The 14,478-nt window shown below is 37.2% G+C and carries 14 protein-coding genes; 5 read left to right on the forward strand and 9 right to left on the reverse strand.

Translation table 11 applies throughout. The annotated features are described in order from the left end of the window. Positions 1–12: 12 nt before the first annotated feature. Positions 13–261 (forward strand): NifU family protein, encoded by a 249-nt coding sequence (locus ACE3RB_RS08525; RefSeq protein ID WP_002977212.1) that lies wholly within the window; start codon positions 13–15, stop codon positions 259–261. Positions 262–395: 134 nt separating this feature from the next. On the opposite strand, the gene ACE3RB_RS08530 is transcribed toward ACE3RB_RS08525, so the two are convergent. From ACE3RB_RS08530 to ppk1, 8 genes are all read right to left on the reverse strand, one after another. Continuing rightward, positions 396–779, reverse strand: coding sequence for a barstar family protein (locus tag ACE3RB_RS08530; protein ID WP_374463837.1), 384 nt, complete (start codon positions 777–779; stop codon positions 396–398). An 85-nt stretch (positions 780–864) separates the two neighbouring features. Beyond that, positions 865–1,104 carry a hypothetical protein gene (locus ACE3RB_RS08535; RefSeq protein WP_374463838.1) on the reverse strand — a complete coding sequence of 80 codons (240 nt, stop codon included), beginning with the start codon at positions 1,102–1,104 and terminating at the stop codon, positions 865–867. Positions 1,105–1,125: 21 nt separating this feature from the next. Further along, positions 1,126–1,518 (reverse strand): DUF3060 domain-containing protein, encoded by a 393-nt coding sequence (locus ACE3RB_RS08540; RefSeq protein WP_374463839.1) that lies wholly within the window; start codon positions 1,516–1,518, stop codon positions 1,126–1,128. 170 nt (positions 1,519–1,688) lie between these two features. Then, complete coding sequence (locus tag ACE3RB_RS08545) at positions 1,689–4,727, reverse strand: choice-of-anchor I family protein (RefSeq protein WP_374463840.1); 3,039 nt, start codon at positions 4,725–4,727, stop codon at positions 1,689–1,691. A gap of 138 nt (positions 4,728–4,865) precedes the next feature. Next, positions 4,866–5,015, reverse strand: a complete 150-nt coding sequence (locus ACE3RB_RS08550; protein WP_172617085.1) for a hypothetical protein — start codon at positions 5,013–5,015, stop codon at positions 4,866–4,868. After that, positions 5,012–5,665 carry an NAD-dependent epimerase/dehydratase family protein gene (locus tag ACE3RB_RS08555; RefSeq protein ID WP_374463841.1) on the reverse strand — a complete coding sequence of 218 codons (654 nt, stop codon included), beginning with the start codon at positions 5,663–5,665 and terminating at the stop codon, positions 5,012–5,014. The genes ACE3RB_RS08550 and ACE3RB_RS08555 overlap by 4 nt, the downstream gene beginning before the upstream one ends. A 306-nt stretch (positions 5,666–5,971) precedes the next feature. Continuing rightward, positions 5,972–6,856 (reverse strand): exopolyphosphatase, encoded by an 885-nt coding sequence (locus ACE3RB_RS08560; RefSeq protein ID WP_374463842.1) that lies wholly within the window; start codon positions 6,854–6,856, stop codon positions 5,972–5,974. Beyond that, complete coding sequence (gene ppk1 / locus ACE3RB_RS08565; RefSeq protein WP_374463843.1) at positions 6,853–8,925, reverse strand: polyphosphate kinase 1; 2,073 nt, start codon at positions 8,923–8,925, stop codon at positions 6,853–6,855. The genes ACE3RB_RS08560 and ppk1 overlap by 4 nt, the downstream gene beginning before the upstream one ends. 233 nt (positions 8,926–9,158) lie before the next feature. On the opposite strand from ppk1, the gene ACE3RB_RS08570 reads away from it, so the two are divergent. Together ACE3RB_RS08570 and dnaK are read left to right on the forward strand one after the other, a co-directional pair. Beyond that, positions 9,159–9,863, forward strand: a complete 705-nt coding sequence (locus tag ACE3RB_RS08570; protein WP_374463844.1) for a hypothetical protein — start codon at positions 9,159–9,161, stop codon at positions 9,861–9,863. Between the two features lie 199 nt (positions 9,864–10,062). Then, positions 10,063–11,961 carry a molecular chaperone DnaK gene (dnaK, locus tag ACE3RB_RS08575; RefSeq protein ID WP_374463845.1) on the forward strand — a complete coding sequence of 633 codons (1,899 nt, stop codon included), beginning with the start codon at positions 10,063–10,065 and terminating at the stop codon, positions 11,959–11,961. A gap of 111 nt (positions 11,962–12,072) precedes the next feature. Here the strand turns inward: dnaK and ACE3RB_RS08580 are convergent, their stop codons facing one another. After that, a complete protein-coding gene (locus ACE3RB_RS08580) occupies positions 12,073–12,435 on the reverse strand; it encodes a winged helix-turn-helix transcriptional regulator (RefSeq protein ID WP_374463846.1) in 363 nt (120 codons plus the stop codon). Positions 12,436–12,527: 92 nt separating this feature from the next. On the opposite strand from ACE3RB_RS08580, the gene ACE3RB_RS08585 reads away from it, so the two are divergent. Both ACE3RB_RS08585 and ACE3RB_RS08590 read left to right on the forward strand, forming a co-directional pair. After that, positions 12,528–12,971, forward strand: a complete 444-nt coding sequence (locus ACE3RB_RS08585; RefSeq protein ID WP_374463847.1) for a DUF3291 domain-containing protein — start codon at positions 12,528–12,530, stop codon at positions 12,969–12,971. A 111-nt stretch (positions 12,972–13,082) separates the two neighbouring features. Continuing rightward, a complete protein-coding gene (locus ACE3RB_RS08590; RefSeq protein WP_374463848.1) occupies positions 13,083–14,225 on the forward strand; it encodes a cytochrome-c peroxidase in 1,143 nt (380 codons plus the stop codon). Positions 14,226–14,478: the final 253 nt, after the last annotated feature.

The following is a 14,478-nucleotide window of genomic DNA, read 5'->3' on the forward strand; positions in this document are numbered from 1 at the left end:
GAACTGAAAAATATGGAAACAAACATAACGCACGAAGATACAGTAACAAGAGTAATGGAAGCTCTGGAAAGCATCAGACCGTTTTTGAATAAAGACGGAGGTGATATTGAGCTTATTGATGTGAAAGATAATCAGGTGTTTGTGAAACTTTTAGGTAACTGTTCCGGGTGTTCATTGAATTTTTCAACCTTAAAGCTGGGTGTGGAGAATACAATTAAACAACATGCCCCGGAAATAGAAAAGGTAATCAACGTAGAATAATTATATCTGAGATATTTTAAAAAGACGGGCTTTTTAAGGCCTGTCTTTTTATTTGAATATACAATACGTTTGGCCCACTAAGCTTAACCAAACCTGACGGGTTTTTAAAACCCGTCAGGTCTCCGATGATAAAATCAGTTCAGGAGAACTTTGATATTATAATTTTCAAAAATCTCAACGATTTGGTTAAATTTTGTTTTCAGGATTGTTTTACTTCTTTTATGATTGATCCAATTGAGTTCCGAAATGGATTTTACTCCGAAATCTCCCCGGAGGCAATCATACAAAGCATATAGATTGCGTCCGAAATATCCAGAAACTCCATTGATTTCTTCTCCCAGTGTACAGAAAAAGCCATCTAAGCTATGGAAATCATTTCCATCAATCTGAATATTGATATTTTCCCTGTTGATTTCAGGTTGAGTCGAATGTAAAGCATGAACAAGCCATCCCTGCAGTTCATCTTTCCTGAAATTTTTCCAGATATGCTTTTTATTAATTTCATTATTAAGTTTCATATCCAAGGCTTTTTGATATCCTTTTGAGTTAGTCCAGACAAAACCTGTTAAAATAATACTTCTTTTTGATTTACTTATTTTTATATCATTTGATAAAAGTTCCAGATAAAATCTTTTTTTGTTGATCAAGTCTATAAATAAAGCCATTGTTCAGATACATTTTAGATGCATTTTCGACAACAGAAATAAGAGCAGGAATATCATGAACATTAACCAGTCTGACTTTTTTATAAGCAATACCGTTAGAACCTTCAATATTGTATACCTGATCTATTAATGAGATAATTTCAGGAGTATTTCCTGTATCTAGTGCAAATCCAAACATGCAAATAGTCTATCTAAAAAATTATTGTTTTACAACCTTATTTCCTACTCCTGTACTGGAAATATCCGGTCTTCCTGATTTTGTCCCTGATGTTTTGTAGTATACTGTGTTATCGGCACCTTCTAGGGTTACTTTATCCACCTTATCAATGTATACTTTGTTACCTGTCCCTGAAACAGCAATCCTTTTTGCACTTCCTTTAATTGTTACGGTATTACCGCCTCCCTGTACTTCAGCATTTCCTCCGTTAAGTGTATAGTTCAGCTTGTGATCTATACCCTCTACCTGTACAATCTTATCATTGTCTGTTTTTTCTATTCCTTTTGTAGATTCTGTTTTTCTGGATTGTGAGAAAGCTGTACCTGTTCCTAATAACAGAAAAGCAAGAATCCCTGCAGTTTTAATATTTTTCATTGTGAATTTGGTTTTTGTTGGGTTAAATATAGATATAAAAAGCTTCCTTCAGGCATTTCGAAAGTTAAATCATCTTAAATAAGAGTCTTCATACAGTATATTGCAGATTCCAATAACAAAAAGCTCCGGAAATCCGGAGCCTTAGATAGAATGATATATTATGATTGATATTACTTTACAATGACTCTTTTGGCTTGTCCTTCAGACGTTTTTACAAGATAAACACCTGTGGACAGATTGGAAGTACTTATTGTTAAAGCATTTTTTTCCTTTCCAATAAGTTTTCCGGACATATCATACAATTCGTAATCCTGTTTTCTATTGAAATAAAGCGTATTTCCCTTATTCACAGGATTAGGGGATACATTGAATGTCGCCTGCTCAGCTTTTATTTCACCGGTGCCAAGTGTTGCCGGTGTAACTACCTCAAACGTAGACAGGGTACCACTGATTTCATTGGCAACAATCACGTAGCCCTTATTGGTTGTTGTATTTTCAGGGGCAATGTAGATAATTCCTTCAGGACCATTATCACCTCCGTAAGCTGATGTAGAGCGGGAATGCTTATAATCAGTGAAAGTAGGGCTGTTAGGATCTGTGATATTATATACCATAACACCGCCGGTTCTTTCCAGTGTGATGAAAGCGTAAGTCTGTCCGTTGATCTTTCCTAGTGCCACACCCTCCGGTTCAGGACCTTTTGCACGGCTTCTGTTTTTAACTGTGTTCGACTCATTATCCGCATTGAAAATTAAAGGATGATTGGCTGCAATATACCTTTCAAACTGATCTCCGCTGTCATATACAATCTGCTTGGTGTCTGCATTGAAAATAGAGAATGAGCGTGCTCCTAAAGCTGCTATTTCTTCAAACTCTGCATCTCCATCCGTATTTCCCGTAGCAGATGAAACCCTGAATCTTCCCAGGTTATGTGAAGCTTTTAAAATTGCTGAATTCGGGAACAGTGCAGGATCTAAAATATAACTGTTTGCACCCACAGTAGTTCTTTCACTGAAGCCGGAAAGGTCTTTTTCATCTCCTTCATTGGCTGTTACAATATAATTGGTATTTCCTACCTTATAATTCTGCACGGCATCAGGAACGTAATAGGCTTTTACCGGCCAGTTGGCAATAACTACCTCACCGTTATTGTCAGAAGCATCAAAACCATTACCCGGCAGGCTCATATCTTTTTTACCCATTCCCCAGATTCCCGTGATGGTTTTTGTAACCAGATTAATCTCAGCAATGGCATTATTTTCCTGAAGGGTTACCCACGCTTTCTGGCTGTCTGCACTGATGGTAACATATTCCGGCTCCAGATCCTGGGAAAGCGTATTGTTGGTTCTTACTTTTCTTAAACCGGTTGCGGTTAATGCTGTCAGTTGAGAATCAAAACTGTTGAAATTAAGCGTTGTCACATTGGTTTGAGTAAGATTTGCAATTCCTCCTGAAATATCAATAATACTGATTGTTCCTTCAGGATCTACCGTGTATGCGTCATTAGGCTCGCCTTCGTTTGCAGTAACGACTTTTGTTCCGTCGGGGGAGAATGTGATCATGTCTGGTAAAGCTCCCACGGTTACCTGTTTCAGGAAGTTTCCGTTAATATCAAAGAATACTACAGAACCGTTTTGCTGAGGGTCTGTATTCGGAGAAGCGGCTGCGATAATTCCGTTTTTTACGGCAATACTTGTAATTCCGCCATACGGAGCCATGTTGACGGTTTTTACTACAGACAGCATTTCCGGATTACTGAAATCGATAATGTCAAAAACATCCGTAATGGAACTGATTGTGAATAAACGTTGTGTGGTTGCATCATGCACCACAATTTCCGTAGAGCTGTTATTGTTTCCCGAAGGATCAAAACTTCCAAGATAATTGAGCTGGATCTGATGCGAAGGAGCCGGTGCCGGTTTATCATTATCGATAATATAAACGGTTGCAGAGTTATCCCCTGAAATTGTTGCTCCGACAGGATTTTCAAGGCTTACCACAAAATACTCGGCTTCCTGTTCTGCCAATGTATCATTAATAATCGGGATATTAACAGTGTAGCTCGTTGTAGCTGGAGTAATATTAATGGTTTGATTGGCTAAAGTAAAATCATTGGCATCAGCCGTACTGAAAGGTGCCGGTTTTACAACCAGATTTACAGTGGATGCCGAAGGATTGTTAATATTGATTTTAAATGCAAGATTTCCTGTATTCTCATTGACTTTAATGAAATTCTTTTCCAGAGAAATTGTTGTTCCTGCAGTAGTAAATGTGCTGGAAGTAACGGCTGTAATTCCATTATCACTGAAGTCTTCCACCGTATTCGGTTTCAGCGCCAGGTAATAAGTCTGGCCCGGCACCATTCCGGAAGTTGGGATTACTGTAATCGTATTGTTGCTGAAAGTTGTAGTAAAAGGGACCTGGGCTCCCGAAGCATTTCCAAGACGGAAATCTATGAGGTTTTGTGCATTGGAATCGTTGATTGCGGAATTATCTGTTAACCTTATATTTTCGTTAAAAGATAACGTTGGATTTACAGTAGTTGAAGCATTGTTGGTATTGTTGGCCGGAAGATAAGTAACTGTTGGCGGCGTGGTATCAACACCTCCTGCAGGAGTAGCATCTACCGTAAAGTTATCAAAACGGTTATTTCCTCCGGTTCCGCCTCCTGTTGCGGAGAATTCAACCTTTAATTTAAAATCAGGATTGTTGTTAGCTCCCTGAATGGCAGAAAAATCCAGGGTGATCAGTTGTGGATCATTATCCTGAGGATTTACAGTCTGGAATGGTACAAACGTAGTTCCGTCCGTTGAATAAGACCATGTCTGTGTTCCTGCTCCCTGTGCAGATCTTCTGGTGGTAAATTTAACAATAATATTATTGTATCCTGTTGTAGGTAAATTAAACTGTAAAGCTCCACCAATCGGATTGTTGAACCTTAAATGGGTGCCGGATGCATCACCGTTTCTTGCATTTAAATTCTGCAAACTAAAATTCTGGCCGGTACCACCAGTAAAATCAATGACACTGGTACCTCCCGCTATAGCAGCAAGGGAAGCGTTCACCAAGGTGGAAGACGGTGTGGTAATAGCTGCAGCAGAAGTATTATTATTAAAATTCCAGTAATGAATCAATGTCTGTCCGAAAAGGCCGCTCTGAAAAAAGAATGCGGCAATTACAGACCCTTTGAGTAAGTAGTTGTTGATCATTTTTTGCTTTTGTTAGATAAATGCAAAAATGAACTTTATGTTTCGCAACTATTTTAATGGAATTTTAAGAAATGTTAAAAAAATAGGTCTGTTCCGATAAAAGATAAATTATATTCAAAGATTATTTTTATAATTCAGCTATTTTCCTGATTTGCCTGAGAAATTTAAAATCTTTCCTGATTTATTTCCTTCCAGAGGATGTTTCTGCATATAGAAATATCCTGAAACGGCAGTTACAAGCAAGAGTACAAAAATAACCAGAACAATTCTTTTTAACATGTCTCTCATATCGCTAAATTTTTAATATCTCTAATTTCTAAAGTAGATGTAGGGTATCCTTTTTGTGTCACATTGATCATTGCTCTACCCACTTCCTGTAAAGTTAAGGATTTTGATTGAAAAAATACAGGAAAAATCCAAATAAAAGGTTTAAAAAACCATTTTACATTGGATTGACCTTCAACGGGTTTCATAAATCCGGGACGGAAATTATAAGCGCCCTTAAAATTCATTTTTTTCAAAGCATTCTCTGTTCTGCCTTTTACACGCGCCCACATCAGCTTTCCGCTTTCCGTGCTGTCTGTACTTGCTCCTGAGACATAGCTGAAAACCATTTCAGGATTTTGGTTCAGCACCGCTTTTGCAAAATGCAGAGTGGTATCGTAGGTGATTTTAGTGTAATCTTCTTCATTAATCCCTATACTGCTGATTCCTGCACAGAAAAAACAGGCGTCATATCCTTTCAGTTTTTCATCCTGAAGATCTATTGTCAGGAAGTCAGGAACAAGGTATTCTTTCAGTTTGGGATGCTTTTTTCCTGACGGCTTCCGGCTTATGCTTAATATTTCAGAAACGCCGGGGTTGTCAAGGCATTCCATTAAAACACCTTCACCTACCATTCCTGTAGCACCTGTAAGAATTATTTTGATTGGGTTCATTGTTTTGCTATTGATATTGGTATGACGGATGGGGATGAGGTTTTACTTTAAAAATTTAGATAAAAAGTAAAAAGTAAAAAGTAAAAAGTAAAAAGATATTCCTTAAATATCTGAATTCAATAGGGGTGGGCTTTAGACAGCCTTAACAAATGAGCTGCCTTCTATTGGCTTTAGCCAAAGCTTAATATGAGAAAAGAGATTGCTTCGTCGCGTTGCTCCTCGCAATGACAAAGGAATTAGGAATAAACAGTCTCTGAAAATAAAAGCCAGCTCAAAAATGGCTGGCTTTCAATATGTCGTAAATTGTTATTTTTTATGCTGCAGCTGACTGTAAATATTATGAATCAATCCGTCTGCTACCGAGATCTTTGGAACAAAAATTCTGCTGATGTCAGACCAGGACATGACATTGTTGAAAATACCCAGAGCATGTACCAAAACATCGGCACGGTCTTCTCTCAGGTTGTATTTTGTCATTCTTTCTTCTACAGAGAGCTCATTAAACTCTTTATACGTTTTTTTCAGGTGAGACAGAGACATCGGCTTTCCGTCTTTGGTTTTGCTCATGGAGAATACTTTGTTGATGTTTCCCCCTGACCCGATAGCAACAATAGGTTTTTTGCTGACGATATTTTTCTTGATCTCATCCTTCATCTCCTTCCAGTTATCCATTGTCACAAGGTTGTTAAGGAGACGGATGGTCCCGATATTAAAAGATTTTTCATACACCATTTTACCGTTTTCGTAAAAGGTAAGTTCGGTAGAACCACCACCGACATCAATGTATAAATAGGCAAATTCTTTATCAAGACCTTCTGCAACATGATTTTCGTAGATCAGGGTTGCTTCTTCGTCACCGGAGATGATTTCGATATTGATTCCGGATGTTTCTTTTACCTGGCTGATGATTTCATTGCCGTTGGAAGCATCACGCATTGCACTGGTAGCACAGGCTCTGTAATGATCTACTTTGTATATTTTCATCAGGTCACTGAAGATTTTCATAGAATCAATGACCATTTTTTCTCTTTCCGGACCAATCTTCCCAATGGTAAAAACATCCATTCCCAGTCTCAGAGGAATTCTGAGAAGGTTCAGTTTAATGAATTCAGGTTTCCTGTTATTGATCTTTACTTCATTGATAAGAAGGCGGGCTGCATTACTCCCTATGTCTATCGCTGCTATCTTCATTTTTTGCTTGTTTTAGCTTTTAAATATTTATAGGTTTCTATCTGTGAACGGCACTCTTTTTTATCATTTCTTACATACTCATTACTCAGCTTTTTGTCTAAAATTCTGGCTTTTACATTATCCCTAAGCTGAATATCAAGAATATCTTTTAATTCTTTCTTAAGGTTTTTGTCTGTAATTTTAGCAGCCGCTTCAATTCTGTAATCAAGGTTCCTTGTCATCCAGTCTGCGGAAGAAATGTACATATCCTCTGCTCCTTTATTGTAAAAATACATAACTCTGGCGTGTTCCAGGTATTCATCTACAATACTGATGGCTTTTATCTTCTCTTTGAATTCCTTTTGATTGACGGCACAGTAGATCCCTCTTACGATCATTCTGGTCACCACTCCGGCTTTTGCAGCTTCATATATTTTTTCAATCAGGGAACGGTCACTCATTGAGTTTACTTTTACGATGATTTCTGCTTTTCGTCCTGCTTTGGCTTCCTCAATTTCTTTATCGATATGGTGAACAATCTTTTCACGCATAAACTGGGGACAAACTAATAAATTTTTACACGTTTTCAAAACCGGAAGGTAATCATCTTTCGGTTTTTTCAGTACATTGAAAACTTTATTGATGTCTGCCATGATGCCACGGTCGGCAGTCATCAGCAGATGGTCTCCATATATTCTTGCTGTTTTTTCGTTGAAATTCCCTGTGCTTACGAAGCCATACTGAATGGTTTTGTTATGGGCTCTTTTCTTGATAACACAAAGCTTGGCATGCACTTTTTTGTTGGGAAGCCCTATCAGAACAGTAATTCCTTCCGGTTCCAGCATATCTTTCCATTCAAGATTGGACTCTTCATCAAATCTTGCCTGAAGTTCCAGCATTACGGTTACTTCCTTACCATTTCTCGCAGCATAAATCAATGCATTAATGATCTTTGAGCTGCTCGCCAGGCGGTACGCCGTAATCTGTATTGATTTTACGTCCGGATCCATCGCCGCTTCACGGAGAAGGTCAATCACCGGATTGTATTTATGATAGGGGAATGTAAGCAGAACATCTTCTTTTAAGATAACATCTGTTACTCTCTCTCCGTGCTCAAACGCCTGGTGGGTAAAAGAAGTTCTTTCCACAGGTCTTTCATATGCCTCAAAAACATCAGGGAAGTCCATGAAGTGCTTGAAATTGTGGATTTTTCCTCCGGGGATGATACTGTCTTTCTTAGTTAAATTCAGTTTTCTGATCAGGAGTTCCAGCAAGGCTTTATCCATATCTTTATCAAACACGAAACGCGTAGGCTTTCCTTTTCTTCGGTTTTTAAGTCCTTTTTCTATTTTTTCTGCAAAATTGGTCCTGATGTCATTATCCAGATCCAGCTCAGCATCTTTTGTTACTTTAAAAGCATTGGCGGCAAATTCATCATACCCGAAATAAGAAAATATATGGGGAAGATTAAAAGTAATTACATCTTCCAGCAGCATTACATTTTTTTCTTCCGGATCCTCTGTTGGCAACAATACGAAACGTCCCACAAAGCGGGAAGGAATTTCAATGATGGCATAATTGCTGGAGTACTGCCAGTCTTTTTTTCTCATCGCTACACCCAGATAGAGACTTTTGTCCCGTAAATAGGGCATAGGAGTATTTTCATGAAGAAGAATCGGGATCACATTGGACTCTACCACTTCATCAAAATATTGTCTGACAAACTCTTTCTGCTTTGCGGTCAGGTTTTTGGCATTTTTAATAAAAACTTTATGATCAGCCATTTCGGCCTGGATTTTTTTCCAGGTTTTATCAAAATTCAGCTGTTGTTTCATCACTACTTCATTGATTCGCTGAAGGATTTTAGATGGTGGCTGGTAGAAAGATTCAGCAATCACTTTCTCTTTGAAATCCATAGCACGTTTTAATCCGGCAACACGCACTCTGAAAAATTCATCCAGATTATTGGAGAAGATGCCAAGGAAACGTATTCTTAAATGTAAGGGAACTTTTTCGTCCATGGCTTCCTGCAAAACTCTTTCATTAAAGGCCAGCCATGTAATATCTCTGGGATTAAAGTGTAATGACATTCTGAATGTGTATATTTTATCAAAAATAACAATTCGTGAAGATTCTTTCTCTATTTCTTAGGTTAAACTTTGATTAATTTTTGAAGATTTAGTGAATTATTCTTTTTAATTATCGTGTTTTATTATAAAGTAATTGGTTTTCAGTATATTTATGTCATGAATAGCCTGATGTTACCCAGGATGTTTTATTTTTTTTGAGAAATATTTCAAGGAATCATAAAAACCTTTTAACCATGAAAAAATTAATAACCATACTTCTGCTGCAGCTATCTGGTTTGATATATAGCCAGTATGTAGAGATTCTGAAAAAAGGACAACTGGAGAATTTATCACCCCAGAAATTCATGATTCCCTTACAGAATCAGGAAAACTATAAATCTGCATTTGTAGGGCAGTACAAAGCACATTATCCGAACACCTATCTGGGACATTTATTTACAGCCATTGCTGATGAAGCAAAAAATTCAGGGGCAAATGCTTATCACATTGTGAGCTTTAAAGAAGGAGATTCCCAAAATGAATCTGAACTGGTATTGGATACTTACCACATTCAGGATTCTAATATCAAATATCAAAGTACGCTGATTGAAAAGAATAAAATTTATATTATCGGAGAACCTGTTGTAAACGGCGGAAATACTTCAAAATTTAAAGTAAACGGAGAGAAAAAAGAAGTAAAAGACAATACGTTTGCCACTATAGCTCTAAAGGAAAATGAAGAAGTGAAAATAGTAAAAGGAGGGATTACAGGAATGGCAGTCTGGGCAAAATGGAAACCGGAACAGTTTAATAAATTCTACAGCTTTTCAGGCATGGGTTTAGATGGTGCTGGTTTTGGAACTAATGGAATGGGAGTTTCCATTAATACAGGAAAGATATATCCTGTAGATCCGGATCTGGGGTATTTTTTAATTCAGGTTTTAAAAGAAAGCAAATAAAGTCTTTGATTAAATAGACTAAAGTTGACATATCTATGCTCAGAAAAATGATATTTTTTCCTGAATACAATATCAAAAACCCCATTATAAAGGGGTTTTTATTTTTATTGTGTCATTTTGTCATAATTCTTCAAATGGTACAGATATTGAGAAATTGAGAGTGTAAATTAAATTTAAAATAGAAAAAATATAAAATATTATGAGTAAAATAATTGGAATTGACTTAGGAACAACCAACTCTTGTGTTGCTGTAATGGAAGGTAAAGACCCTGTTGTTATTCCTAACGCAGAAGGTAAAAGAACTACTCCTTCTATCGTAGCTTTTACAGAAGATGGAGAAAGAAAAGTTGGTGACCCTGCAAAAAGACAGGCGGTAACGAATCCAAAGAAGACAGTATACTCTATAAAAAGATTTATTGGAACTCATTTTAAAGAAGATGCTCAGGAAATTTCAAGAGTACCTTATGAAGTGGTAGCAGGACCAAATGATACTGTAAAAGTAAAAATCGACGATAGAGAATATACACCACAGGAAATTTCAGCAATGACTCTTCAGAAAATGAAGAAAACTGCTGAAGATTATCTTGGACAGGAAGTAACAAGAGCGGTAATTACTGTTCCTGCATACTTCAATGATGCACAGAGACAAGCTACTAAAGAAGCTGGTGAAATTGCCGGTCTTAAAGTAGAAAGAATTATCAACGAGCCTACAGCTGCAGCGTTAGCTTACGGTCTTGATAAAAACCATAAAGATCAGAAAATCGCAGTATATGACCTTGGTGGTGGTACTTTCGATATCTCTATCCTTGATTTGGGAGATGGTGTATTCGAAGTATTATCTACAAACGGTGATACCCACTTAGGGGGTGATGACTTTGATGATGTGATCATCAATTGGATGGCTGATGAATTCAAAGCTGAAGAAGGAGTAGATTTAAAAGCGGATGCCATTGCTCTTCAAAGATTGAAAGAAGCTGCTGAAAAAGCTAAAATTGAATTATCTTCTTCTCCTCAGACTGAGATCAACCTTCCTTATATCACAGCTACAGCTACAGGTCCTAAGCACCTTGTAAAGACTTTAACGAAAGCTAAATTCGAGCAATTATCAGCAGATCTTGTAAGAAGATCTATGGAACCTGTTGCCAAAGCATTAAAAGATGCAGGTTTATCAACTTCTGATATTGACGAAGTAATCCTTGTAGGTGGTTCTACAAGAATCCCGATCATCCAGGAAGAAGTAGAAAAATTCTTCGGTAAAAAACCATCTAAAGGAGTGAACCCGGATGAGGTTGTAGCAATTGGTGCAGCTATCCAGGGAGGTGTATTGACAGGTGATGTAAAAGATGTATTACTACTTGATGTTACTCCGCTTTCTTTAGGAATCGAAACAATGGGATCTGTATTCACTAAATTAATTGAAGCGAACACTACAATCCCAACTAAAAAATCTGAAGTATTCTCTACAGCTTCTGACAACCAGCCAGCTGTAAGCATCAGAGTAGGACAGGGTGAAAGACCAATGTTCAATGATAACAAGGAAATCGGTAGATTCGATCTTACAGATATCCCGCCGGCACCAAGAGGAGTTCCTCAGATTGAAGTAACTTTTGATATTGATGCTAACGGTATCTTGAGCGTATCTGCTAAAGATAAAGGTACTGGTAAAGAGCAGTCTATCAAAATCCAGGCTTCTTCAGGTCTTTCTGACGAAGAAATTGAAAGAATGAAAAAAGAAGCTCAGGAAAATGCTTCAGCAGATGCTAAGAAAAAAGAAGAAGTTGAAATCTTCAACAAAGCTGACGGATTGATCTTCCAGACTGAAAAACAATTGAAAGAATTCGGTGAGAAACTTTCTGCTGACAAAAAAGCGGCAATTGAAACAGCTCACACAGAATTAAAAGCAGCTTTCGAAGCTAAAAATGCTGATGACGTAAAAGCTAAAACTGAGGCGTTAGATGCAGCATGGATGGCAGCTTCTGAAGAATTATATGCAGCTGGTCAACAGCCGGGTGCAGATGCAGGTGCAGGAGCCCAGAATCCTGGTGGAAACACCGGAGCTGAAGATGTACAGGATGCAGACTTCGAAGAAGTAAAATAATAAATGTAAATATTAACATTTAATAATAAATCAACCCGGTAGTAAACAAAGTTTGCTGCCGGGTTTTATTTTACAGGATATTCATTGTACATCAGAAGTATTGTGCAAATTTTAAGTATCTTTTTTATCCTTCAGAATCATTTTCCCCCAATCATTGATATGATCCAGTAAAGGAATAAATGAAAGGCCCATATCTGACAGACTGTATAGAACTTTCACGGGAGGTTTTGTTCCGAAGACTGTCCGGGTTATTAGCTGATCTCTTTCCAGTTGTCTCAACTGAATACTTAAGGTGGTTTCTGTAATAAAAGAAAGCTCTTTCTTGAGCTCGCCAAACCTTTTATCTCCATTCTTTAAATGACAGAGAATAACTCCTTTCCATCTTCCTCCAATGAGATCCATGACGAAACTTACAGCGCATGGATAAGATTTTTGATCAACATTGATATAGGAAATCTCACATTCTTTTTTCATTTTTTAATAGTATCTATATTGATAGTTATTTCATGCTAATAGTGCAGGATTTATTTTTACACAATATTAATCAGAATAATAAAAATAGAAAAATGTATCAGTTAGCACAAATTAATGTTGCCAGAATGATCGGAACCAACATTGAAGATCCTGTAATGGAAGAGTTTGTAAACCATCTTGATTCGGTAAACCAGTTGGCAGAGGAAAGTGATGGCTTTATCTGGAGGCTGAAAGATGATGAAAACAATGCTACAGGCTTTAATCCATTAAACGATGAGCAGGTTATCATTAATTTATCCGTATGGAGAAATATAGAATCGCTGGAATATTTTACTTATAAAACATTTCATGTTGATTTCCTGAGAAGAAGAAAAGAATGGTTTCAAAAATACGGAAAAGCTTACTATGCATTGTGGTGGATTAAAAATGATGAATATCCGGGTATTGATGAAGCATTGAAGCGCTTAGAATATTTACAGGACCATGGTCCCTCTTCCTATGCATTTAATTTTCAGAATGTTTTTCAGGTACTATAGCTGTAATGTAAGACCTTTATATCTGATATTTTAATAGGCAGTACTGAAAACCTTTGCAATAAGTATGTTAATAAAGCTATCTTTGTACAGTTCAGTATTTTATTGAAATAAATGAAAGACAGATATATCGCTTTTCTGGCGCTTGCCGGAGTCATATCCTTACTAAGTTATACTTCTAATGATCCTGCAGGATATACTGTGGAAGAGCTTCGTACATTGTACAGCAGCGGAGATCAGAGTAAGTGGCCGGTTCCTCATTTATTTGATGAAGCTAAAAAAGGTTTTCAGGATATCGGGCCTTTGCCTGAGATGAAATTTCCTGAAGATAATCCCTATTCTGAAGATAAAATGGAACTGGGAAAAATGCTATTCTTTGATCCGAGATTGTCAGGAAGCGGACAAATCTCTTGTGCAAGCTGCCATAATCCGGAAACAGCATGGTCAGATGGAAGCAGGGTTTCTGTTGGGCACAATAAACAGGCCGGAACCAGAAATGCACCTTCTTTGATCAATATAGGATATGCTAAATCATTCTTTTGGGACGGCCGTGCCGCAACTTTGGAAGAGCAGGTGAAGGCACCTATTGAAAACCCGGTAGAGATGAATCTTCATATGTCAATGGCAGCAAAGAATATCGGTAAGATTGAAGAATATAAACCTTATTTTGTAAAAGCGTTCGGAAATGGAGAAGTGACAGAAGAGAAGATTTCAAAAGCTATTGCTACATTCGAACGTTCTCTGGTAAGTCCGCCTTCAAGGTTTGATCAATTTGTTAGTGGAAAGAAAGATGCTTTAACAGATTCTGAAATCAACGGTCTTCATTTATTTCGAACCAAGGCAAATTGCATCAATTGTCATAATACACCCTACTTCTCTGATCAGAAATTTCATAATCTGGGGTTAACTTACTATGGAACGCAATATGAAGATCTGGGGAGATATCTCGTTACTGGAAAAAATGAAGATATAGGAAAATTCAAAACACCTGCGTTGAGAGAAGTTGCTGAGAACAAGCCTTATATGCATAACGGACTTTTTCCTGAGCTGGCGAACGTTGTTATGACGTACAATGCAGGAATGGTAAAAGAAATTCCGAAAGGAAAACAAGTCAATGATTCTAAATTTCCTCACAAATCCGGAATGATAAAAAAGCTGGAACTGACAGACGACGAAGTTTTTGATATCGTAGCATTTTTGAAAACCCTGAACAGTTACAAATACAAAATGCTCCCTCCGGTGCTACCTAAGTCATAAAAACTCTTCCAGGCGGAAGAGTTTTTGATTTCTTGGAATCAATCGTTTTATTTAATCAAAAGATAATGCTGTTTTCAGTCTAGGATGTGATATTGGGATTCGTATCTGGCTGGCTTTTATCCGGAATGAACTGAAATTAATGTGTTAAACGTCTGAATATTAATGGTTTTATTAAAATTTATTAATGAATGATTTGATGTAGTTTTAATTTGTATATTTGATTTTATTTAGAATAAATAAATATAATTTTCAA

Source organism: Chryseobacterium sp., from assembly GCF_041914225.1.
Classification (GTDB): domain Bacteria; phylum Bacteroidota; class Bacteroidia; order Flavobacteriales; family Weeksellaceae; genus Chryseobacterium.